We start from the raw sequence: 23,377 nt of genomic DNA, 5'->3' as shown, positions 1-23,377 counted from the left end.
AATTATCAATAATTCTTATTTATTAATAAGGCTTGGTAATGTAAACATTGGAAGATACATCGCAAGCGCTATAAATCCAACTATAACACCGAGAATTAAAATAAGCGTCGGCTCAATTTTCGATGCAAGATTTTTCAAAGTAAAGTCAATAGATTTATCCCATAAATCGGCAAGTCTTGTTAATGAAGTATCAAGCAAACCTGACCTTTCACCAACAGACACCATCTGGACCATTACTTTAGGAAAGAAACTTCTATGAGATAAAGATTCCGAAAGACTTTCTCCTGATTGAATATCGTTTACAATATTTTTAATTTCATTAATTATGTAGGCATTGTCAGAAGTGTTAGAGGCAATTAAAAGACCTTCCAAAATGTTATAACCACTTCCACTAATAAGCGCAAGCGACCTAACAAACCGAGAAAGACTTCCAAGTTTGCTAATTCTTCCAAAAAGAGGTATTTTAAGTTTTAATTGATCAATTAAAATTCTTCCTTTTGGCGTTGAATATATAATTCTATAAATTAAGTAAACAACTACAACAACAGCCACAAGAATATACCACTTTAAACGAACAAAATTACTTACATTAAGTAAAATACGAGTTGGAGTTGGTAGTTTTGCTCCTGATGATGCAAACATTGAAACAAAGCGGGGCAAAACAAAGGATAGCATAAACACAACAACAAGAGTTACCACAAAAACTACAAATTTAGGATATGCAAATGCGCTTGAAATTTTTCTTCTTGACTCTAAATCCCTATCAAGGTATTGATACAAGCCGTCTAATACTTTATCAAGCCTTCCTGTTGCCTCTCCAACTGATAGAAGACTTATATAAATAGGTGAAAACACTCGTGGATATTTCTTAAAGGCATTACTTATTGAAGTTCCACTTTCTATATCTTCTTTTATCTGTAAAATAATTTTTCGCAAATATGGGTTTTCCTCTTGTTCATAAAGTCCCTGTAATGCATCAACTATTGTTAACCCAGATTGCAAAAGAGTTGCAAGTTCACTTGTAAATAAAATCAACTCATCGTCTTTAATGCGACGAGAAATAAATTGCAAGTTTAACTTTATTTTAGGAATTTTTCGTTCTACTATTTCAAGCGGGTAAAGACCCTTTTTCTCAAGTATCGTATGAACTTCGTTTTTATTTGACGCAGAGATTATTCCTTTTACGGTTTTACCAGTCTTATCTACAGCAACATACTTAAATTCACTCATAAGCCTGCAACTCTTTCTATTTCTTTAAGGGTGGTTATCCCTGCTTTCACCTTTATAAGCCCTGCTTGTCTCATAGTTATCATATTGGACCTAATTGCCTCTTCCTTAATTTTGTTATAAGGAGCTGATTTTTCAATGAGTTCTCTTATGGTTTCATTAATCTCCATAATTTCAAAAACTCCTGTTCGCCCTTTATATCCTGTTTCACCGCAAATGGGACAGCCAGCACCAAAATAAAGGGTCTCAATATCTTCTTGAAGTTCTCTTCTGAAAATTTCTTTTTCAAATTCCTGTGGTATATATTCTCTTTTACAATTAGGGCATATAACTCTTACCAATCTTTGAGCAATAACTCCCAAAAGAGATGAAGCAAGTAAATATGGTTCTACCCCAAGATTTAATAACCTTACAGGGGTTGATGCTGCGTCATTTGTATGAATTGATGCAAACACAAGGTGTCCTGTTAAAGAAGCTTCAACTGCAATTTTTGCCGTTTCAAGATCTCTTATTTCCCCCACCATAATTATGTCAGGGTCAAGTCTTAAGATTGATCTCAATCCAGTTGCAAAAGTAATGCCTGCTTCTTCATTTATCTGAATTTGGACGATTCCGCTGATGTTGTATTCAACAGGATCCTCAAGTGTTATTATCTCTTTTTCTCCTGTGTTAAGGGTTGAAATTGCCGAATATAGAGTTGTTGTTTTGCCTGATCCTGTAGGACCCGTTACAAGAATTATTCCATAAGGACGCTTTATAAGATTCAAAAAGATATCATATTGTTCCTTAAGCATCCCCAATCTTTCAAGTGGCATTAACAACTTTTGTTTGCTTAAAATCCTTATATTTAACTTTTCTCCAAAAGCCGTTCCCATTGAGGAGACTCTGAAATCAAAAAATTCATTGCCGTGCTTAGCTGAGAAATGCCCATCTTGTGAGCGGCGTTTCTCTGCAATATCCATTCCTGCATTTACCTTTAAAAGAGAAATTATAGAGTCTGAAATGTCCTTGGGAATGGTTAAGATATCATACATAATTCCATCAATTCTATACCGCACCTTGGTGAAATTCTGTCCGGGGTCAATATGGACATCGGATGCATTTCTATTAATGGCATCAGAAATAATAGAATTAGCAAGGTTTACTGTAGTTGGTTCCGTGCCAGATGGGACTTCAGAAATTACTTTTACTGTTGTCTCTTCTTTTCTTCCTTGAACTGTGGAAATCACTTTATCAACTTTTGTTTCTATGGAATAAATTTTATTTAGTGCCCTCTCAAATTCAGCATCAGTTATAATATAAGGTTTAACCTTTAAACCTGTGATTAGTTTTATGTTTTCAAGTACTTCAGGATTTATGGGAGGGACAACAGCAACTTCAAGTGAATCATTTGTCCTACCGATAGGTAAGACTTTATTTATCCTTACAAAGGCTTCGGGAAGTAGAGATGCAAGAGAAGTATCAAGTTGTCTCTCTTCAATATTAACAGACGGAATATTTGACTGCTTTTCAAGTATTTTTGAAAGTTCTATCGGTGTTATTAAACCCCTCTCAATTAAAATTTCTCCTAATTTTCTGCCTGTTTTTGATTGCTCTTCGAGGGCACTTTCAAGTTGTTCTTGTGTGATTTTTCCTTCCTTTATAAGAATGTCACCTATTCTAAATGTTTCTTTCATGGAACAGCCTTCCCTTCATAAACCCATCTAACCTCAGAATTTGTAAAAATATAAAACACCAAGTTAAGAGTCCCATCGTTTCTTATAATTGAAAGATTAACCTCTTTAATGTGCATCTTGTATTTTTCAAGATAATCAAGAAGGTTTATAACAGACCTGTAATCTGATGAAAAATTGATTTGCACGGGAAGAGTTTTTAAAGAAGGTTTTGAATCCAAAACAGTTGTCAAATTTGAAAAGGTAATTCGCCTTAACTCTACTCCATTGCTCTTACAAACATCATAGAAATCCTTAAAGAAGCTTAAAAGTGTATCATCATAAAAAAAAGAAGCTTGAATATCAGACATACTTTTATTTCCACTTTTTATTTGATTTTTTAGCACTTCTATTGTAGTTGAAGTTGCAACATACTGTTGAAGTTCGGCAGTCTTCAAAGATAACTGCCGTGATTTATAAGCAAGATTAAAGGTAAGATACCCCGCATAAACTAAAACACAAATTACCTCAATAACAACAAAAATGATAAAAATTTTGGTGAATTTTACCTTTTTCTTCATTTCACATTCCTCATTTGCATTTGCATTGTAAATGTCTCTGTGCCTTCTTTGTCTTTTTCTATTTCAAGAATCGTTGCATTTTTTATGAATCTTGCATTAGCAAGATTTTCCTCATAACTGAACACGCTTCTAAAGGAATTCGAAACACCTTTTAAATCCACAGAACCGTCTTCCTTAAGTGAAACTTCTCTTAATTCAATACCGCTTGGTGCAAGGCTTTTTAACTCCCTCAAAACCATAGAATAATACGGCATATTGTAAATATTGCTTTCTACCTCTTTTAAACTTGAAATAGTGCTATTTATCTTTTGTAATTCAATCTGCAATTTATTTGCGTCCTCAACTGGTTTGGAAATCGCGCTTATCGACTTTAGAACACTGCTCAATTGTTCCTCTGTAGATTTTAAACTTGAGGAAAAATAAGGAAAAGCAATTATAAACGCTCCATTTACAACAACAAAAACCAATAAAGTGGCAATTACCTTAAGCCGCTCTGAGACATGTTCCGTCAAAAAATACTCTGTTATTGAAAGGTAATTCTTTTCGCCTTTTTTAATCTTTGAAGTCAACGCAAGGCCTACTGGAACTGCAAACTCATTTCCACCAGTTTTTTGGTATCTTATAAAATCCTCTTCCCTATCAAAATTAATATCCTCTGGGATTGAAAGCATTATAACAGGATATCCTACTCTATTTGAAAGATAGGAAAGTATGTCAAAACTTTCTTCGTCATTTACGGAAACATAGATCTTTTTTACAGAAACATTTAAATTCCTTGAGACATAATTTAAAGAAGACACAATATTTCCCACCCATGCACCTTTTAATGAGGGATCGTTCAATTTAAATGCCTCAAAGCCAATATCTTGAGTGTAATTGAAAATGATTGTTTTTCCTTTTGAAATAGTCAATGTTGTTGTATCTTTATCAACATTCACGATAGCATAATTATCTTCTTCTTTATAAAACGTATTTATAAATTCCACAAGTGCAATTTGAGGAATAGTAATCCTGCGTGTTTTTAACCCTATTTTTCTTAAAAAATTCAAAACGGAAAGGACAATTGATTCCTTTGTTGCAGCCCAAATTATATCAATACCTTCGCTATTTCTATCAATTTCTGCAAATCCAAGAGATACATTTTCTCCTTCAAAAATTGCATAATCCCGAATTTCGGTTTTAATGAGTTTTACGATTTGTGAAGGTGGAATCTTGGGGACGTTCTTTATCCTTGTAAGGACTTTACTTGCAGGTAAAGACACAGATGCTTCATCATAGCGAATTTTCTTTAAGAATGTGCGGACGCTTTCAACAACCTCTTTATCGTTTAAAGCCAAATCAAAATTTTCAAATTGAACCTCAAAAAGTGCGTTAACAGTAAAATCTTGGTTATTTGTTTCTAACGCTACACATCTTATCGAATTCTCATTTATTGATAATCCCAAAAATTTCCTTTTCATAGATTCCCTACCTTCCATAGTTTAATAGATAAATTGAATTTGTCAAAGTAAAACCCGACAAAGTTTGAATAGCAACCTTTGCAAAATACGGAGGTGCTGTAGAAATTGTTATATTAAAGTCTCTAATTAAACCTTTTTCAAGACCCACAGGAAACACAGAAACTGCTGGGTTAGGTGATGTGCCTATACCTCTATTAAAAATTGAGTTCGTTGTCCCTGCATTTTGAAGTGTATATACGCAGTAAATAGTAGTCTTTTTACTCCCATCAGGATTTGCATCGGTATAAGAAAATGTTAGAGTGTAGTTTGAAAAATTTACACTGCCATTATCTGCGCGCCTTATCCTTTGCTCAATATCTTGCATAATTACATTTGCATAGTATTGCTCCTTTAAATAAGTGCTTTCAAAATAATTTGCCTTTAAATAATTCATAAGAAGAGTCCCGATAGGAATTGCAAGCACTAATATCAATGCAATAACAATTGTAATTTCAACAAAAGTAAAACCCCTTTTGAATTGTAAAAATTTATAACCCGATATTTGCACCATCTGAAACTCTCCTTACAAAATTTGCATCCATTTTTATAATAAGATTTCCATTTTTAAATATAGAAATTGTGCCTCTCCTAATGTAATATCCGTTAGAAGTGCTTGAAGATGTGAAATCAATCCTGTAAGTAAAGGCATCATATGGCGATGGGAAAGTACCTGTTAAAGGAGTTTGAAGACTTGACAGTTCTTGATAATTGTATCCTTTTAATTCTTCTATTTTTTGAGATGCAAGTGTTGTTCCTATAACTATATCAGATGAAGTGGAAGAACCCTTCCCAAGATTTGTTAATATATTCAAAGACCATATCACGACGATAGAAATAAGTGCAATAGAAATCGCCATTTCAATAAGAGTAAGACCCCTTCTTTTCATTAGTATTCCTCCCTATAAGAAGGAACAAGGTATGATGAGCCAGTATTCATATTAAAGTAGGGTGGTGGATATTTGTATGAGTCAACAGTATAGTCAAAAATAGTTTCAGTTGTAAATCTTCCATCGCCATTCATATCACCATAATAATCCGTTTCTAAATAATCCCAGTCTGTCGTTAAACTTTTTGCAAAAAGTGACGCCTTAAAATCAACAAAACCCCAATAACTACCATATGCAATAGATACATTTGAATTTGAGTAAAAAAGCCCGTTTATGGTAAAAGTATTGCCATCGTTTCCTTGATAGTCAAGGTTAAGATTTACACTGCTTCTGGAAGTAAGTGTTGGTTTATGAATAAATACAGGATATTTAGTAGTTGAATTATAACTTACAGGATTCCAAGTAAAGTTTCTACCAAAAATCCCCCAAATAGGATCTGTTCCTAAATGGATAAAGTTCACAATGGGAAAATTTGTTATGATTGTTATATTTATGCTTGTTGCTGAGGGATCCCCAAAGTCAACTGTAAGCGTTCCATTAGTGTTGTTCCCCATATAATTAATAAAGACAACTTTATCTTTATAGCTAAAAACTGTAAAATTATAATTCTTTTTAGTGTTTATTGGGATAAATGTATTTGGAGGATAATTATTTGGATTTGTATACTGGTTAAAATCTGGTTCTGGCACAACCGCTGAGCTTGTATTATAGGTTAATCCATAAATAGGGTTATTCATTGTAATAGTATTTGGAGCATTGCTATTGGTTTTTGTAAATCCTCCATTGCTTGTATAAAGACAATATTTAAACGCTTCAGATGTCCCTCTTGTAATTGAAGCATAAACAGTCCTTGTAAAATTTCCTGCAATTCCAACACCTTTAATGTATGCGACTCCTCCGAATGTATCATTTGTATAATAGGTTGCTGTGTATTGGTAACCGCTTGGGGTAGTTCCGCTTATAGATTGTCCGTTAGTGTAAGTTACTCCAACATTAAGATTATAAATCATCTCATTTATACCATATTGAGCCACATAAAGTGCAATTTCGCGCTGTGTTATTTCAGAAAGTTCAGTTGAGTGAGTCCTCATCCATATATTCGTTGCATATAAAAGACCTGTAAGCATCGCCGCTATAATGAATGTTGTAACTATAAGTATATATCCCTTTCTCATATTTCCCCTTGATAAAATTATATACACTACTCAAAAAAATCAAGCATAAAATAAGTAAATTTTCACATTTTTAACAAAATTAATTAGTAGATTATAATAAGTTGGTATGCATTTGATAATAGGACTTGGAAACATCGGAAAAGAATACGAGAACACACGCCATAATGTTGGTTTTATGGCAATTGATGAACTTTCAAAAGTATGGAAAATAAAGGTAAATTTTGCCAAACTTAATTCCATTTATGGGAAAGGCACTGTTTTTATTGATGGAAATGAATATAATGTAATTCTTGCAAAGCCGTTAACATATATGAATCTATCTGGAAGGGCTGTAAAGCAACTTATGGATGGATTTATTGTGCCACCAACACATGTCATTGTAATTCACGATGATCTTGATTTACCTTTGGGTATCATACGAATTAAGGTCGGTGGGAAAGATGCGGGGCATAAAGGTGTAAGATCAATAAAGGAACTTGTAGAAGACCCAATCATAAGGGTTCGTATTGGAATTGGAAGACCTCAAAATAAAAACGAAGTTGTAAATTATGTTCTTGAAGAGTTTGGGAAAGATGAAAAGTTTGCAATCACAGATGCTATAAAAAGATCAGTTAGGGCAATTGAAACAATTATTTCAAAAGGCGTTGAGGTAGCCCAAAGAGAATTTAACCAATGAGGCTTAAAAATATTGTAGAAAATGCAAATTTCTACATAAATTTCATTAAAAATGAACGCCATATAAAAATAAATTCGACATTAACGGGGGTTCTCAGTGCTATTATAAACGAACTTGATACACGAACAATAATAATAACTGAAAGTGATAATCTCGAAAAGCTTGCAAAAATTTTTAAAGAAGGAATTGTTTTTAATGAATTCGGACTTTTTCCCTATGAAGTTGGATATTCAAGCAAAGAAACCATTTTTAAAAAGAAAAAAGCAATTAAAGATCTTAAAAATTCAAAAACCATCATAACAACACTTAAAGGCATTTTTGACTTCACCCCAAGCGAAGATTCTATTAAAGAGCTTAAAATTAGCCTTAATGATACAATATCATTAACAAATTTAACAAATATTCTTACCAATTTTGGCTACGAAAGAGTCCCCGAGATTGAGCATCAGGGCGAATTTTCAGTAAAAGGAGCAATTATAGACATATTTCCCTTTAATTATGAAAAGCCTATAAGAATTCAGCTTGACTTTGACCGTGTTGAAAAAATTGCATTCTTAAGTGAACTTTTGCTTGCAGAAGAAAAAATAGAAGAAATAACAATCTCCTCTATTAAATACATCGAAGAAAAAGAAATCGAACAGATTGAAAAAACTGTGCAGCAAAAACTCAAAAATGAAAATGAGTTTGTAGAGGATGTTGTCCTCAAAGACATCGAAGAGTTAAAAAACTCAAGAAATTTCGGCCTTAACTTCTATCCAAAGTTTCTTAAAAATGGCTTCTATTTTACATACCGCACAATCCTTGATTATACAAGAGACTACCTTATCGTCTTTTTTGATGTTAATATTAACAAATTCCTTGAAGGTGTTAAGGAGTTTATAACAAACCAGAAAGAAAATTACGGAAATCTAATCGACTATGAATCCATCGAAGAAACGATTGATAATCTTCTTTCAAATAAAAAAATAATTGAGTTTGGAAATTTCCCAGAAAATGCGCTTGATTTTCACACAAAGGAACTTTCGGAAAGTTTAATCATGCTTGGAAATTTAAAAGACATCCTCATTAAAGAAAAAAATAGGCGACTAATACTTATAAAAACTGAAAATACAGAAAGAGTTAAAGAAATTTTAAATGCATATGAACTTCCCTATAAAACAGACCTTGATGAAGCATTAGGAATCTGTGTTCAAGAAGGCTTTTTGGATAGAGGCTTTGAATCAGATAAAATTGTTGTCCTCACTGATAGGGAGCTTTTCTTCCATATTGAGCCAACAAAGAGACCAAAAAAAATTGTATCCTCAAAGGAAATTGTTTCACTTGAAGAGCTCAAAGAAGGTGACCTTGTCGTACATAGAGACTTTGGCATTGGTATTTTTAGGGGGCTTGCAAAATTAGGAGATCCACCAAAAGAATTTCTCCTCATTGAATATAGAGACGGAGAAAAACTATATGTCCCGTTAGAGAGGATTGGCTTTGTAGAAAAATACATAGGCGACAGAAGAATCGTAAGTCTAAACTCACTTAGAGGAAATGAATGGGCAAAAACAAAAGAAAAGGCAAAAGAATCTGCAAAAGAACTTGCAAAAAAATTACTTCTCATACAGGCAAAAAGAAAAATCTACAGGCGCCCACCATTTAAGCCTCATCCACAGGAAGAACGCATACTTGATTTATCTTTCCCATATGAACTTACAGAAGACCAGATGAAGGCAATTGAAGAAGTTTATGCTGATTTAGAAGGAACCGAACCTATGGATAGACTTATCGTAGGAGACGTTGGCTATGGAAAAACCGAGGTTGCCATAAGAGCAGCTTTCAGAGTAGTTCTTAACGGAAAAAAGGTAATGGTGCTTGCTCCAACAACAATTCTTGCGATGCAACATGAACGTACATTCAGGGAAAGGTTGCGTCTATTTCCTATAAGAATTGAAATGCTTTCAAGATTAACAGATTCGAAAAAAGAGCAAGAGATTTTAAAAGACCTTAAAGAAGGAAAAATTGATATAGTAATTGGCACTCATAGGCTTCTTTCAAAAGATGTTGAAATGAAAGATGTAGGGCTCCTCATTATTGACGAGGAACAAAAATTTGGTGTAAGACACAAAGAAATCATAAAAGAGTTGAGAGCAAGCGTTGATGTGCTAACACTTTCTGCAACACCAATCCCCAGAACACTTTATACCTCCCTTATAAAACTTCGCCCAGTTTCTTTAATCCTTACTGCACCAACAGGAAGAATTCCAGTTAAAACATTTGCTATGCCTTTTAATGTGGAAGTGATGAAAAATGCCATAAATTATGAAATCAAAAGAGGAGGACAAGTCTTTGTCGTTTATAACGATATTGAAAAAATTTTTGGTTTTGCGGAATTCATAAAAAATCTCACAAACACTCGTGTTGCTGTAGCACACGGCAAAATGCGAAAGGAAGTTATTGAAGATGTAATGCTTGATTTCTATGAGGGAAAAACCGATGTGCTTGTTGCAACAACAATCATTGAAAATGGCCTTGATATTCCAACAGTTAATACACTCATAGTCATTGAAGCAGAGAACTTTGGACTTTCGCAAATGTACCAACTTAGAGGGCGTATTGGAAGGTCATCAATACAAGCATATGCATACTTTTTCTATACTGAAAAAAGCTTAAGTGCAATTGCAGAAGAGCGCCTTGAGGCAATAAGAGAATTTTCAGAAGAAGGTGCAGGCCTTAAAATTGCGATGAAGGATCTTGAAATAAGAGGTGCAGGAAATATCCTTGGTAAAGAACAACACGGACATATCATCTCTATCGGTTATAATATGTACTTATCGTTATTGGATCAAGCAATTAAGGAGCTATCAGGCGAAACCGTAAATGAGATAAAAGAGATATCCGTAAGATTAAACGAAAGCTATTATATAAAGGAATCATACATACCATTAAATGCAGAACGTATAAACTACTACAGAAAAATTACACAGGCAGAGTCAATAGATGAGCTTCGAAAAATTGAAGGCGAGCTTATCGATAAGTTTGGCTATCCTCCAATTGAAGTAAGAAATCTTTTAACAGTTGGTGAAATTATGGTTCATGCAAGAGAAATTCAAGCAAAAGAAATTTATGAGGAAGGAAAGCGAGTGTTTATTGTTATTGAAAAGACAAGCAAAATCACTGTGGATGACCTTATGAACATCGCAAAAATTGCAAAAAGCATCCAATTTGGAGAAGACTATATTTCCTTTGAAGTTAACTTCCCCTTGCAAGATACTCTAAAAGTATTACACTTATTAAGTGGCTATGAAAAGGTTAAATAACTTCTTTTATGATGAAGATTTAAGAAGTGATGCAAAGTGCTTTGTTGTTTTAAACGGCACTCAGATCGAAAGTAAAAAATTTGTTTTTCATTTTGATAAAAATTCTCAGTTCTTTGATATCCTCATAACCCTCTCATATCTTGAAAAAGTAAATCTTCCAACGCAAATTATCACAAGCAATATTGAAGAATTTTATGAAATCCTTGCAAAGTTCTATATTTATAAAAGACAACAAATCCCAAACGAAATTTTAATTTCAGAAAAATTAAAACCCGAAATAGAAAAATTTAAAGAAATCGTCCCTTTTCTTGCGATAAATAAAGACATCGAAAAGTTTTATTATACATATCTTATGATCAGAACACTTCGGAAACTCTGCCCGTGGGATTCAAAACAAACGCATGAAAGTCTTATTCCAGAACTTGTTGAAGAACCTCTTGAATGTATTGAGGAAATTAAAAAGCAAAACCCAAAAGGTGTAGAAGAAGAGCTGGGCGATGTACTTCTTCAGATACTTTTACATGCAGAAATAGGAAGCGAAACAAACGAATTCACCCTTGAAAGCATAGCAGAGGGACTTTTTAATAAGATGTATGAAAGACACCCCCACGTATTCAAAGAGACGAAGGAAAAATCACCTGAAGAGGTCTTAAATGATTGGGAAAACAACAAAAAGAAAAAGAAACACCTAAATATTTCAAAAATCCTTGCAAGCTTTATTACAACGGTAGATCTCCAAGAAGAGGCAAAATACATTGGCCTTGAATTTAGAAACAAAGAAGAAATTTACGATAAAATCCTCGAAGAGTTAAACGAGGTTAAAAAGGCCTCAGATGATGCACTCAAAGAGGAAATTGGTGATTTACTCTTTTCAGTTTTGAATCTTGCTCGCTACCTTCAAATTGATCCAGCACATGCGCTTTTTATTTCATATCAGAAATTTATGGAGCGGGTTCGCAAATTTAAATCACTTAGTGAAGAGGATCAAAAAGATATCGATAAAGCCTGGGAAAAAATCAAGAAAAATGAAAGATAAAGTTATAAGTAAAAATACAATTGTAAGAGATACAATTTTAGCAATTCTTGCAAGTATTATAGGTATTATTTTAATATCTCTTTTAACTCACAACTGGGATTTTTTATCTCTCATAAAATCTTTTAATTTTTTGTACATTTCTTTTGCTTTTATCCTTATGTTTTTGAACTGGTTTATTGAAGCCTATACAATAAAATTAGTTGCAAAAGTACTCGGCTATTCAATAGAAATGAAAGAGGCCATGAAGATTTTCCTTATAGGTGGGTTTATCTCAAGAATCACTCCTTTTGCTGGAGGTGGTGGAGAACCTGTTCAAATGATCATTCTTTCAAAGGAAAAGGCAATACCTCCAGGTGATTCTGCTGCAATTATTTCGATAAAGATGTTTATAGGAACATTCGTAAGAGTGAGCGCGTTTCTCTTTGTGCCTATATGGATATTGATTGCAAAACCTACATGGGGCATATCAGAAGCAGTAAATATCCTTATTGATACGGGGATTGTGATAACTCTTATACTTTTCTCAGCGCTACTTTTTATGATTTTGAAGCCTGACCTTGCACTTGTTATTACACAGAAGGCACTTAATACAAGATTTCTAAAAAAAATCGTAAAGGAGAGGACTCGAAACAAAACAATTGAATGGGTAGAAAAAACCGTAAATGACTATAAACTTGCAAAAAATAAGATATTTTCACTTAAAAGAGATACCTTATATTTTGTGTTCTTTTTGAGTTTTCTTTCGTGGGGAATGATTCTTCTTACACCAGTTGTGCTTATGAGAGGACTTGGAATTATGTCGCCATGGCCTGAAATCGTGATTACTGCAATTATCTTCTATATCTCATCCGCATATATTCCAACACCAGGTGGAAGCGGCACAGCAGAGATTGAACTTCTTGCACTATTTTCTCGCCTCATACCAAACCCCTTGATAGGCACATTCATTATTTCATGGAGATTTTTCACTCATTATTTCTTGCTCATTGCAGGAGGAATTGCCACATTTTTAGATACACTATTTAGTAGAAAGAGACCCTCAAAATCCAGTAAATAATCTCTCACCAAGATAAGAAGGCAAGTTTCTTTCTATTATTTTTTGGTAAACTTTTTCGATGTTATACGAGAATCTAATAAATTCAATAGAATATTCCTCGCTATCGTAGATAACAAATGCGCCTTTTGGGTTGCCATCTCTTGGTTGTCCAACACTTCCAACATTTATAAGATATCTATAATCCTTATCCAACTTAAATTTTGTTTGCCTTAATAGAGGTAATACTTCGATTATATTTTCAGGAGAATTTCTACAAATGCAAGGTACATGTGTATGTCCATAAAATGCAATTTTGGTCCTTATATACGAGAAAGCCTCCATCACATCAAATTCACTTAGGATATACCTAAAAGGATTTTTAGGATTTGGAAATCCATGAAAAATAGTAAAATCATCATTTTCAATCATTGTAGGTAAGCGCTTCAGGAAATTCTCGCTTGCCTTCGAAATGTTCCTTTTGGTATATATAAGTGCAAGTCTTGCATACTCGTTAAATTCGTATAGGATTGAATCCCCTACAACACCTGAATCATGATTGCCACGGACAGATACAATTCCATTTTCAATAAAAATGGATATTGCCTCCTCTGGGTCTGGGCCGTATCCAACAATATCACCGCAACTCATAATCTTTTGGACTTTTCTTTTTTTGATTAGATCAAGTACAACGGAAAATGCCTCAATGTTCGAATGTATATCCGACACAAACGCAATTCTCATACTTCAATTATATAAGAGTTTTAAGAAAACCCCTCACCTTCGCTTTGTTTGAGATAATAAATAAAATGCAAAAATAATCTTGATTTGTTATTTTTAAAAATTATTACAATGAAGAATCCCCATTAATCGAAGGGGTTAAAAACCCCTTCGAAATTTCCCAAAAGGGGAAGATTTCTTATTACTCGAAGGGGTAAAAGTCCCCCATCAACCATTAGAAAGGGGGTGCCCCCTTTCTAACTTATCCCCAAGGAAAAGTTATTATTTGGGGAAGTATTGAGGAAGGTTGTTGCCCCCTCAAAATAATTGTCATATCGAGCGAAGCGAGATATCTCCTCTTTTTATATCGAAGGGGTAAAAGTCCCCCTTCGAACTACCCCCAAAAGAGGAGATTTCTCCTCACTACGTTCGTCGAAATGACTCGTTGTGTCATTCTGAAGCCAATTTTCATTTGTCGTTCCGAAGCCGAAGGCGAGGAATCTCCTCAGTTTTGGGGGAGTATTAAGGGGGGTTGTTGCCCCCCCTCAAAATGGTTGTCATTCCGAAGTCAATTTTCATTTGTCATTCCGAAGGCTTTAGCCTGAGGAATCTCCAATATTAGAAAGGGAGACACCCCCCTTTCTAACTTATCCCCAAATTAAAGTTATTATTTGGGGGAGTATTGAGGGGGCGATTTGTTGCCCCCTCAAAATGGTGAAGCCGAAGGCGAGGAATCTCCGTCGTATGAGTGGAGTTCTGGGAGGGTGTCTCTCCTCCATTTAATAGAAGAATCCTCGTCACTTCGTTCCTCGGATTGACAATTCTTTGGTGTATTTTAGGAGAAGTATTGAGAGGGCTGTGTTCAATTTAGAGGGAGGCTTGCGATTCTTCCCCTCTACCTTCCCAAAAAAGAGGAGATTCATCCTTGCAAAGCTTGTAGAAATTAGTAATTGTTTTTTGGTGAAGTAATTGTAGAGTTAGTGCATCTTCCATTGAATGCCATTCTGAAGAAGCACAAGTCATCGTAGACTCAATTAAGGTTTTTTATGATTGGCTGTGAATTTTAAAAAATCATGAATTTTTTGTTATTGACTTTAATGCTAATTTTATTATAATTATTTTAAGAATTTTTTATTTAATGTAAAAAAATCAAAGAGAAGGAGGTAAGTATGAAGAAAGTATTAGTTACAGTATTGTTGGTTGCGCTCATTGCATCTGTATTTGCAGGATGCAAACCAAAAGCACAGCCAGTAAAACTTACAATCTGGCACTCATGGAGCGGCTCTGAACTTGATGTACTTAACGAAGCAATTTCTCTTTACAACCAAAAACACCCAGAAGTCACAATTGAGCAACTTCAAGTTCCATTTGACCAGTTGAAAAACAAATATCAGACTGAAGCAGCAGCAGGTGGCGGTCCCGATATTCTTGTAGGTCCAGCAGACTGGATCGGCGATTTTACAAAGGCAAATCTTATTGCTCCTCTTGATTCTTATTTTGACTCTACATTCCTTGCAGATTACGTCCAAGGAGCGTTAGATCAAGTAAAATACAAAGGTCACATGATGGCATTCCCAGAATCCACGGAGTGCGTTGCATTAATCTATAATAAATCTCTTGTTTCAAATCTTCCTAAGGATACCAATGAGTTAATTACCCTTGTTGATTCTCTTACAAAGGGAGACACCTATGGGTTTGTTTATAACTCTGGTTTCTACTTTACAGCAGGCTACTTCTTTGCAGCAGGAATGAAACTTTTTGATGAAAACTACAATGCAATAGTTAATCAAGGAAACGGTGGAGTTCTTGCGCTTAACTTCCTTAAGAAACTTGCATCTGACAAACACTTTATTGTGGCAAATGACTATGGAAAGGCTGATTCTATGTTTAAAGAAGGAAAGGCTGCAATGATTATCAATGGGCCTTGGGCAGTTGGAGATTATACTAAGGCACTTGGCGATAAAGTTGGTGTTGCACCAATGCCAGTTTTTGCCGACACTGGTAATCCATTTGCACCTTTTGTAAATACAAAGGACTTCTTTATTAATGCAAACATAAATGAAACCCAGAAGAAAGCAGCGGTTGACTTTATTAAGTTTATGGTAAGCGCTGAAATCGAGCAAAAATTCTTTGAAAAGGCAAAACACATCCCATCAAACGTAAAAGTAAATACTTCCTCTGACCCAATCATTTCAGGTTTCCTTGAACAAATGAAAACAGGAGTTTCAATGCCAATTGCACCAGAAATGAGTGCCGTTTGGGATCCTATGCAAACTGCAATTGATTCTGTTCTTGCAGGAAAAGCATCACCACAAGATGCAATTAACGCAGCGCAAAATACAATTCAAAATAAGATTAACGCAATGAGAGGTCAGTAAATAGATTGATTTATATAGGGGGCTTATGCCCCCTTTTACTTTAAGGGGTAGAAATGGCTGACAAATCAGATATTTCTCTTTGGGAACAACTAAGAAGACATAAACTTGCATACTACTATATACTTCCTTCCGCAATTGTTATGGGGTTGATTACTGCATTTCCAATTATTTATCAAATTTGGATGGCTTTTACCAACTTCAATATCACAAATTTAAGGAATCCCCATCCCCAATTTGTTGGTCTTGCTAATTTTATAAAGATCTTTACAAATCAAGTTCCTCTTGAAAACTTCAATTTTTGGAGGACCTTTGGATTTAATGTTGTTTGGACTTTTGCAAACGTATTTTTACACGTTACAATCGGCATTAGTCTTGCAGTTGCGTTAAACACACCGCGCCTTGCACTAAAAAAATTCTACAGAACTCTTCTTGTAATTCCCTGGGCAGTTCCTTCATACATCAGCGCTCTTATATGGAGAAATATGTTTGACGTAGATTTTGGTGCAGTTAATCAGATTTTAAGCTCTATTTTAGGACATGCAGTTAAGATCCCATGGCTTACAAGCCCCAATGCTCCTATAAAAATTTTATCCTTCTTATCTTATGCTTTTTATGCAGATCTTATAACAAACGTATGGCTTGGATTTCCATTTATGATGGTTGTTGCAACTGGCGCACTCCAAAGCATTCCACATGAAATCTACGAAGCAGCAGAAATTGATGGAGTTAATGAACGTGGAAAGTTCTTTAAAATTACACTTCCTCTCATTAGATCAGCAATGCTTCCTGCAATAATGCTTGGAATTGTTTGGACTTTTAACCAATTTAACGTTATCTACCTTGTATCAGGTGGGGGTCCTCTTGGTACAACTGAAATTCTTGTAACACAGGCATACAAAATCGTAAATCCCGGTGGATTATATGGAGTTGCAAGTGCATTTGGTCTCATAGTGTTCTTTATCCTACTTGGCATCACCTTAATCACAAACAGGATTACAAGAGCAACGGAGAGTCATATATGAAAAGGCATATTATAGAAAGGCTTAAACACCTATACATTCATGCATATATAATTCTATGGATTGTAATTGCGATATTCCCAGTTATTTGGATTGTTTCAATGTCTTTGAATCCCATCGATGTACTTCACCCTACGACTCTTCAAATTATCCCCAAAAATGCAACACTTTCAGCATACATAAAGGTCCTTACACGTCCATATGAAGCATATCCAGTATCATTTGGAAAACTTCTTTTTAATAGCTTATTTGTTGCAGGAGGTACTGCGCTTTTATCAGTTGCGCTTGCATCAACTGCTGCTTATGCGTTTTCAAGATTCAAATTTCCTGGAAGAGAAATAGGCTTGCTCAGTTTTATTGTTACGCAAATGCTTCCTGCAACAGCAACCCTTGCACCACTTTTCGTTATATTGACACTTCTTCACATAAGAAACACACTCTATGGACTTATTGTTGCATATGCATCGGGCTCAGTTCCCTTTGCGATATGGAACCTCAAAGGCTATTTTGATACGGTTCCAAAAGAACTTGAAGAGGCAGCACTTGTAGATGGTTGTGATAGAAACCAGGCATTCTTAAAAATAATTTTGCCACTATCTTTTCCTGCAATTGCGGTAACATTCCTATTCGGTTTCATGAACGGATGGATGGAATGGATGCTTGCGTGGACTTTCCTGACAAAACCAGAGAACTTTACACTTGCAATGACCCTCTATAATATGCAGGGACAGTGGAATACTCCTTGGTCTCAGTTTGCGGCATTCTCTATAATCATTTCACTTCCCGTTATGATTGTTTGGTATCTTCTTCAAAGATACATTGTTTCAGGACTTACACTTGGTGCAGTTAAGGGTTAGTCAAAATCAAGGAATTTCAATACGAGAACCATATTCGTCCTTTACAACTCTTATTTGATTTGGGAAGTTTTCTTTTATTTCGTTTAAGTGGCTTATCACAAGGATTTTTTTGAAATCACTCTTTATATTATTTATCTCTTCAAGGATATTGGTTCTTCCTTTTGCATCTTGACTTCCGAAACCTTCGTCTATTACAAGTGTTTCGAGAGTTGCGTTTCTTATTTGGGCAAGGAACTTTGCAATCCCTAAACGCAAAGAGAAATCAATTCTAAATTTCTCTCCGCCTGAAAATAATTCGTATCTTCTTTCAACTCCTCTATCGTAAATGATGATATCCAGTGTGGGCTTCTCAGAATTTTTGTCAGCTTTAACCGTAAGAAACTTAAGATACATTCTACCGTCTGTAAGTCTTTGAAGGAATCTATTAACCTCGTTTTCAAGATGTGGAAGATAATCGCTTATAATTGAAAGTTGGACGCCATTCCTTCCAAGAATTTCTTCAAGCGCCGTAAGTGCCTCAAGTCGTTTTTTATTCCTTTCAATAGTATCTGTCTTCTCTTTAATTTCAATCTTCATATTTTCTAATTCTTTTAAATTTTCCTCAAGCTTTGCCCTTTGAATTAAAAGTTCATTTAAAACCTTTTGTGCATTTTCAAGGTTTAGGGATTCATTTTCAAATGTTTTTTCAACATAATCAAAATTTTTCAAATTTTCAGAGATTTCTTGAATCTTCTGTTCAATCTCTTTGATTTCTTCATTTGTGTTTTCTATGTCTTTTCCAACTTTTTCTATTTGTTTTTCAAGTTCAGTAATCCTTGCATCTGCTACTGCAAGTTTTGTAAATTTTTCCTCATAGATCTTTAAAGCATTCTCCTTTTCCTTGAGTTCGTTATAAAAATGCTCGTCAAAATTTAAAAGTTCTATTTTTCCTTGAAGTGTTCTTAACTCGTTGAGCTCGTTCTCGATAAAGGTTTTTTCTTCTAATTCTTTCCTTAATTTTAAAATAGCTTCCCTTTCCAGAGCTTCTTCTTCTTGAAGTTTTGTAAGTTTTTCAATTTCATTTTTCTTATTTGTTGATGCCTCAATAAGGCTACTTTCAATTTTTTGTAGTTGCAATTCTATTTTCCCTAATTCTTCTTGTCTTTTTGTTAAATCATTTTGAATTTTATCCTTTGATTTAACCTCTTCCCTAAGTAACAATAACTCCTCTTCTTTTGCACTATTTAGGGCAAGATCTTCTTTTAATTTTTTAAGTTCTGCCTCAATTTCTTTAAGCCTCAAAGTCTCTTCATTTAATTGATCTTCTAAATGGACTTTCTTCTCTTTTAGATTCGTAAGGGATTCTTCAATTTTTGCAATTAAAATATCCGTTTGGGAAAGTTCTTGCGAAAAGCCCTCTAATTCCTTCAAGGTTTTTTCTAAAGTTGATTTCTTTTCTCTTAATTCTCCAATTTGGTTTTTAAGTTTTACTGTATTTTCTTCAAACTCGTTTATAAGAGTATGCCTATGCTCTTCTGTGAGTGGGCTTCCGCACAAAGGACATTTTGCAGTATCTGACTCTGAAATGAGGTTAATTTTTTCTGTTTCTAATTCTAAATTTTTTTCAAAACCTGAAATTTTCTTTAAAATCTCTTCAATCTCTTTTTGAATTGCTTCTTTTCTAGATACTTGGCTCTGAAGTTCAGTTCTATCATCTTTAAGGGTATTTAACCTTTTCTCTCCCTCAAAGATGTTATTTTTTATCCTATCTAAATCTTCTACTTCCTTAGTAATTTTATCAAGGATCTCCTGTCTTTCTTTTTCGTACTTATTGATTGAATCCTTCAGATTCTTTTCAAAATCTCTAATGCTATTTTCGGTATTTTTTAAACGTTCCTCCTTTAATAAGATGCCATCCAGTTTTGTCTTAAGCTCTTCTATTTTTCCATTAATTACATCTTTTTGGAGTAATGCCTCTTCGCGTTGCTTAATTATATTGCCTATAAAAATCTCATATTTATCTATCTTTTCTTTGCTTGAGGTAATCTCATCTTGTATTTCTTTAAGTCTGTTTTCATGTATATCAAATTCTTTTGTCTTTGACTCGACTTTTGATTCTATCTCTTTTTCTTTCAGAGTTTTTTCATTTTTTAGTCTAATGAATTCTTTTTCCTTTTCGCTTTCCTTTTCTTTTTTTAGACGTATCTCCTTTAGAATTTCAAAATTCTTTGTTATCTCTTCTCTTTCGTTTATTATTTCAGTAAATTCCTCGAGGTTTTTTTGAAGATTTTCTTTCTCTTTTTGTAAATTGACTATGCGTTTTAAGGCAACTTCTCTTTCTCTATTTTTGCTTTCTAAACGTTCCTTTAATCTTAATATTTCTTCCCTTTTTTTATTAAGCTCATCTATATGTGCTTTTAAAGTCTCTATTTTTGAAGAATGGGTGGAAATTTCATTATCCAATCTTTCTTTTTCAATTTTTATGTCTTCTTCTTTCAAAAGAGATTCCTCTTTTGCCTTTATTTCATTTTCAAGGAGTTCTATTGTTGTTAAGACTTCTTTTTTTCTTGTTTTTGCAATTTCCTTTGCTCGTTCATAAATATCAAGACCAAGCATTTCACGTAATAATTCCGCCTTTTCTGCAGGTGTCTTAGTTGTGAAAAAGTCAGCTGCTCCTTGTAGGATAAACGATGCCCCAATAAATGTTTCGTAATTAAAACCTAAGACTTTCTTGATCTTTTCTTCTGTGTCTACAATTTTTCCTTCACTTATATTTTTAAAAGATCCTGTTGAGTCATCAAATTCTTCTAATATAAGCCCTGTTGTTTCTTTGTCTTTTCTGTAAGTTCTTTTAATCCTATAGCGTTTCCCTTTTTCCCTGAAGATGAGTTCTATAGAAAGTAAATTTTCGTCAATATTTACAACATCCTGTTTGTTTCTCGTGATACCACGTGCAATTCCAAAAAACGCATAAACAATTGCATCAATAATTGAAGATTTCCCATGTCCGTTATCTCCTGTGATGAGAATTACATCTCCAATTTGGTTAAAGTCAAGGACTGCTTCGTTTCTATAACTTAAAAAACCCTTAATCTTGAGTAATTCTGGAATCATTGGAGGCGAAAGATCTCTTTTATCTTTTTAATTGCTTCCTCGGGAGTATCTACAAAATATATTTCAGCATTTTTTCTTGAGTCAAAGTATTTTCCATCAATAAGGATTTGTTCTATCGAATCAGCAAAATCACCTGTTCCTCTTATTACAATTGCAGGTTTTCCGTTTTGATAAGTAGAGACAAGCTCAAGAAGGGTACCAATTTTTCCACCAATCATTACCGTTACATCAACTGTGTGAATCATAAGAATTGAACGAAAATCCATCCCAAGACCAGTTGTAATGGGAATCGTTACATAGGGATTTGCCTCATCAACGCTATTTGAGGGAAGAATCCCAACATTTATTCCATGAGCATCAAAATTTCCATGCGATGCTGCCTCCATAACTCCGTCACGCCCACCTGAAAAAAGTATAAAACCCTCTAATCCCACAAGATACCCAAACCTGTAAGCAATCTGTTTAACTTCTTCACTTACAGGTTCATTTGGCCTTTCAGATGTACCAATAAGTCCTACTCTTAACTTATTCTTTTCCATCAAAGTTTATATCCTCCAACTTTATTTGCTCTAATTTGATTGGTTCTCCCTCTTTTAATTCGTATCTTAAGCAACAGACAAGCCTTCCACATGCACCTGTAATTTTTGATACATTCATTGGAAGATTTTGCATCTTTGCATATGTTAGTTCAATACTTTCAATATCTTTAAGAAAATTTGTACAGCAAATAGGATACCCACACGGACCAACACCACCAAAAAACTTCATTGCATCTCTTGCGCCAACCTGCCATAGTTTAATTTTGGTATTAAAAGTTGAGACAAGGTCTTTTACAAGTGCTCTAAAATCCACTCTTGAATCTGCTGTAAAGTAAAAAACATATTCCTTTTCACTTTCATCCCATACAGTTTCGATAAGGTGCATTGGAAGTCCATGTTCTTTTATCTTTTGTTTGCAAATCTTGAAAGCATTATTCTCCTTTTTTGCAAGGTTCTCAAAATATTTTAAGTCATCTTCGTTTGCTCTTCGCAATATTCTCATTATGCCAAATCTTTCTTTTAATTTATCGTATAATTTGGCATCCATCTTTACATATGGACGTGTTATCTTACCAAGAGTCACCATTTCATTTTTTTTAACAACCACAAGGTCCCCGATTTTAAAGGTTAAATCTTCTCTTGGAATGAAATATGTGTGCATATCTTTTCTTATCATTACACCTGCTAATATCACTTTGTTTTCCGTTATTTCCATATTTTTCAACCCTTTCAAATATTCTCAATTGTAAATATTACACTTAATATTATATGCATTGCATTTGCATTTGTCAAAAGTCCCTCTTTTGCTTTGGTAAGAAGTACATATATCTCTTTTATCTTTTTTAAACTGAACGCAAGGAATTCATCCGCAATAAAACCCAACAAGTCAATATTTTTTATAATTTCTGTTTCTTTTTTAACTACTATGAACATCACATCTTTCAATAGGTCAATTGCTTCGTCTATAAAGTCATTAACTGTAATGTAGTTAAAGTCTCCATAATAATCCTTGAACCTTAAAATAAATTTTGTACCTGTTTCTTTTTTCTTAATAAGATTCAAAAATGATGTTAAAAGTTGTTTTCTCTTTTTGTATGTTTCCTCTTTTGTCAATTGTTCAAGATTTTTCAATGTTCCATCCAAAATGTGCGCAATAGTTGAAGCCCTTTCATTATCTTCAACAGACTTTTTTACTATTTTTTTGACAACTTCTAACGGCAATTTTCCAAACTTTACAATAACACCTCTTGATACAATTGTTTCGGGGAGGTTTTCTAAATTTTCACAGGTTAGAATGTTTAGGGTATTTTTTGGAGGTTCCTCGAGGAATTTTAACATACTGTTAAATGCTTGGATTGTTGCATTCTCTACATCTACTAAAATATTTACTTTATACCCCTCATAAGGCACATAAGAGTTATCGATAATATCACGAATATCATCAATCCCTATTGTTTCTTTATCAACAATCTTTAGGTTAGGATGCACACGGTTTTCAATTGCAATACACGATTTACAAGTATCACATCCATTGAGAGGGTCTACCTTGCAGTTCAAAGCCTTTGCAAACTCGACTGCTGCAAGTTTCTTCCCAACGCCTTTTTCACCTACAAATATAAGGGTTGAAGGTAAAGCTCTCCTCTCTAAAAGTTTTCTTAAATAGTTTATTGCTCTATCCTGTCCTAAAACCTTGTCAAGCCCCAACG

Annotated in this window: 19 protein-coding genes; 7 read left to right on the top strand and 12 right to left on the bottom strand. The window is 34.1% G+C overall.

What is annotated here, in order from left to right:
- Positions 1-15 precede the first annotated feature (15 nt).
- Genes ACMV0E_RS03515 through ACMV0E_RS03485 form a run of 7 tightly spaced genes read right to left on the bottom strand, consistent with a single transcriptional unit; the run spans position 16 to position 7,021 of the window.
- Entirely contained in the window at positions 16-1,230 is a 1,215-nt protein-coding gene (locus ACMV0E_RS03515; protein WP_416084985.1) for a type II secretion system F family protein, read from the bottom strand.
- The gene (locus ACMV0E_RS03510; protein WP_416084984.1) at positions 1,227-2,903 is read right to left on the bottom strand and encodes a GspE/PulE family protein; all 1,677 of its coding nucleotides are present in this window, start codon (positions 2,901-2,903) and stop codon (positions 1,227-1,229) included. Before ACMV0E_RS03510 ends, ACMV0E_RS03515 begins: the two co-directional genes overlap by 4 nt.
- Positions 2,900-3,460, bottom strand: a complete 561-nt coding sequence (locus ACMV0E_RS03505) for a hypothetical protein (protein ID WP_416084983.1) — start codon at positions 3,458-3,460, stop codon at positions 2,900-2,902. Before ACMV0E_RS03505 ends, ACMV0E_RS03510 begins: the two co-directional genes overlap by 4 nt.
- Positions 3,457-4,920, bottom strand: coding sequence for a PilN domain-containing protein (locus ACMV0E_RS03500; protein ID WP_416084982.1), 1,464 nt, complete (start codon positions 4,918-4,920; stop codon positions 3,457-3,459). The genes ACMV0E_RS03505 and ACMV0E_RS03500 overlap by 4 nt, the downstream gene beginning before the upstream one ends.
- 7 nt (positions 4,921-4,927) lie before the next feature.
- A complete protein-coding gene (locus ACMV0E_RS03495) occupies positions 4,928-5,470 on the bottom strand; it encodes a PilW family protein (protein WP_416084981.1) in 543 nt (180 codons plus the stop codon).
- The gene (locus ACMV0E_RS03490; RefSeq protein ID WP_416084980.1) at positions 5,448-5,846 is read right to left on the bottom strand and encodes a type IV pilus modification PilV family protein; all 399 of its coding nucleotides are present in this window, start codon (positions 5,844-5,846) and stop codon (positions 5,448-5,450) included. The genes ACMV0E_RS03495 and ACMV0E_RS03490 overlap by 23 nt, the downstream gene beginning before the upstream one ends.
- Entirely contained in the window at positions 5,846-7,021 is a 1,176-nt protein-coding gene (locus ACMV0E_RS03485; protein WP_416084979.1) for a hypothetical protein, read from the bottom strand. Before ACMV0E_RS03485 ends, ACMV0E_RS03490 begins: the two co-directional genes overlap by 1 nt.
- Positions 7,022-7,127: 106 nt before the next feature.
- Between ACMV0E_RS03485 and pth the strand changes: the two genes are divergently transcribed.
- From pth to ACMV0E_RS03465, 4 genes are read left to right on the top strand one after another with little or no spacing between them, the layout of a single operon-like run.
- On the top strand, positions 7,128-7,697 hold the full coding sequence (pth, locus tag ACMV0E_RS03480) for an aminoacyl-tRNA hydrolase (protein ID WP_416084978.1): 570 nt from the start codon (positions 7,128-7,130) through the stop codon (positions 7,695-7,697).
- Positions 7,694-10,996 (top strand): transcription-repair coupling factor, encoded by a 3,303-nt coding sequence (gene mfd, locus ACMV0E_RS03475; protein WP_416084977.1) that lies wholly within the window; start codon positions 7,694-7,696, stop codon positions 10,994-10,996. The genes pth and mfd overlap by 4 nt, the downstream gene beginning before the upstream one ends.
- Entirely contained in the window at positions 10,980-12,032 is a 1,053-nt protein-coding gene (locus tag ACMV0E_RS03470; protein WP_416084976.1) for a MazG family protein, read from the top strand. The genes mfd and ACMV0E_RS03470 overlap by 17 nt, the downstream gene beginning before the upstream one ends.
- Positions 12,022-13,089, top strand: coding sequence for a lysylphosphatidylglycerol synthase transmembrane domain-containing protein (locus tag ACMV0E_RS03465; RefSeq protein ID WP_416084975.1), 1,068 nt, complete (start codon positions 12,022-12,024; stop codon positions 13,087-13,089). Before ACMV0E_RS03470 ends, ACMV0E_RS03465 begins: the two co-directional genes overlap by 11 nt.
- Here the strand turns inward: ACMV0E_RS03465 and ACMV0E_RS03460 are convergent.
- A complete protein-coding gene (locus tag ACMV0E_RS03460) occupies positions 13,072-13,809 on the bottom strand; it encodes a metallophosphoesterase family protein (protein ID WP_416084974.1) in 738 nt (245 codons plus the stop codon). The two genes, ACMV0E_RS03465 and ACMV0E_RS03460, sit on opposite strands and share 18 nt — an antisense overlap.
- Positions 13,810-14,954: 1,145 nt before the next feature.
- Here ACMV0E_RS03460 and ACMV0E_RS03455 point away from each other — a divergent pair.
- The 3 genes from ACMV0E_RS03455 to ACMV0E_RS03445 are packed head-to-tail and all read left to right on the top strand — an operon-like array spanning position 14,955 to position 18,039.
- Complete coding sequence (locus tag ACMV0E_RS03455) at positions 14,955-16,163, top strand: sugar ABC transporter substrate-binding protein (RefSeq protein WP_416084973.1); 1,209 nt, start codon at positions 14,955-14,957, stop codon at positions 16,161-16,163.
- Between the two features lie 53 nt (positions 16,164-16,216).
- The gene (locus ACMV0E_RS03450; RefSeq protein ID WP_416084972.1) at positions 16,217-17,185 is read left to right on the top strand and encodes a carbohydrate ABC transporter permease; all 969 of its coding nucleotides are present in this window, start codon (positions 16,217-16,219) and stop codon (positions 17,183-17,185) included.
- On the top strand, positions 17,182-18,039 hold the full coding sequence (locus ACMV0E_RS03445) for a sugar ABC transporter permease (RefSeq protein WP_416084971.1): 858 nt from the start codon (positions 17,182-17,184) through the stop codon (positions 18,037-18,039). The genes ACMV0E_RS03450 and ACMV0E_RS03445 overlap by 4 nt, the downstream gene beginning before the upstream one ends.
- 6 nt (positions 18,040-18,045) lie before the next feature.
- On the opposite strand, the gene ACMV0E_RS03440 is transcribed toward ACMV0E_RS03445, so the two are convergent.
- From ACMV0E_RS03440 to ACMV0E_RS03425, 4 genes are read right to left on the bottom strand one after another with little or no spacing between them, the layout of a single operon-like run.
- Entirely contained in the window at positions 18,046-21,132 is a 3,087-nt protein-coding gene (locus ACMV0E_RS03440) for an AAA family ATPase (protein ID WP_416084970.1), read from the bottom strand.
- A complete protein-coding gene (locus ACMV0E_RS03435) occupies positions 21,129-21,671 on the bottom strand; it encodes a TIGR00725 family protein (protein WP_416084969.1) in 543 nt (180 codons plus the stop codon). Before ACMV0E_RS03435 ends, ACMV0E_RS03440 begins: the two co-directional genes overlap by 4 nt.
- Positions 21,658-22,404, bottom strand: coding sequence for a regulatory iron-sulfur-containing complex subunit RicT (gene ricT / locus ACMV0E_RS03430; protein ID WP_416084968.1), 747 nt, complete (start codon positions 22,402-22,404; stop codon positions 21,658-21,660). The genes ACMV0E_RS03435 and ricT overlap by 14 nt, the downstream gene beginning before the upstream one ends.
- Positions 22,401-23,375: a DNA polymerase III subunit gene (locus tag ACMV0E_RS03425; RefSeq protein WP_416084967.1), complete on the bottom strand. Its 975-nt coding sequence runs from the start codon at positions 23,373-23,375 to the stop codon at positions 22,401-22,403. The genes ricT and ACMV0E_RS03425 overlap by 4 nt, the downstream gene beginning before the upstream one ends.
- Between the last annotated feature and the right edge of the window lie 2 nt (positions 23,376-23,377).

Source organism: Caldisericum insulae (assembly GCF_047785965.1).
Lineage (GTDB): Bacteria > Caldisericota > Caldisericia > Caldisericales > Caldisericaceae > Caldisericum > Caldisericum exile_A.
Note: the sequence above shows the minus strand (reverse complement) of the source record. Positions and strands in the feature narration are given on the sequence as shown.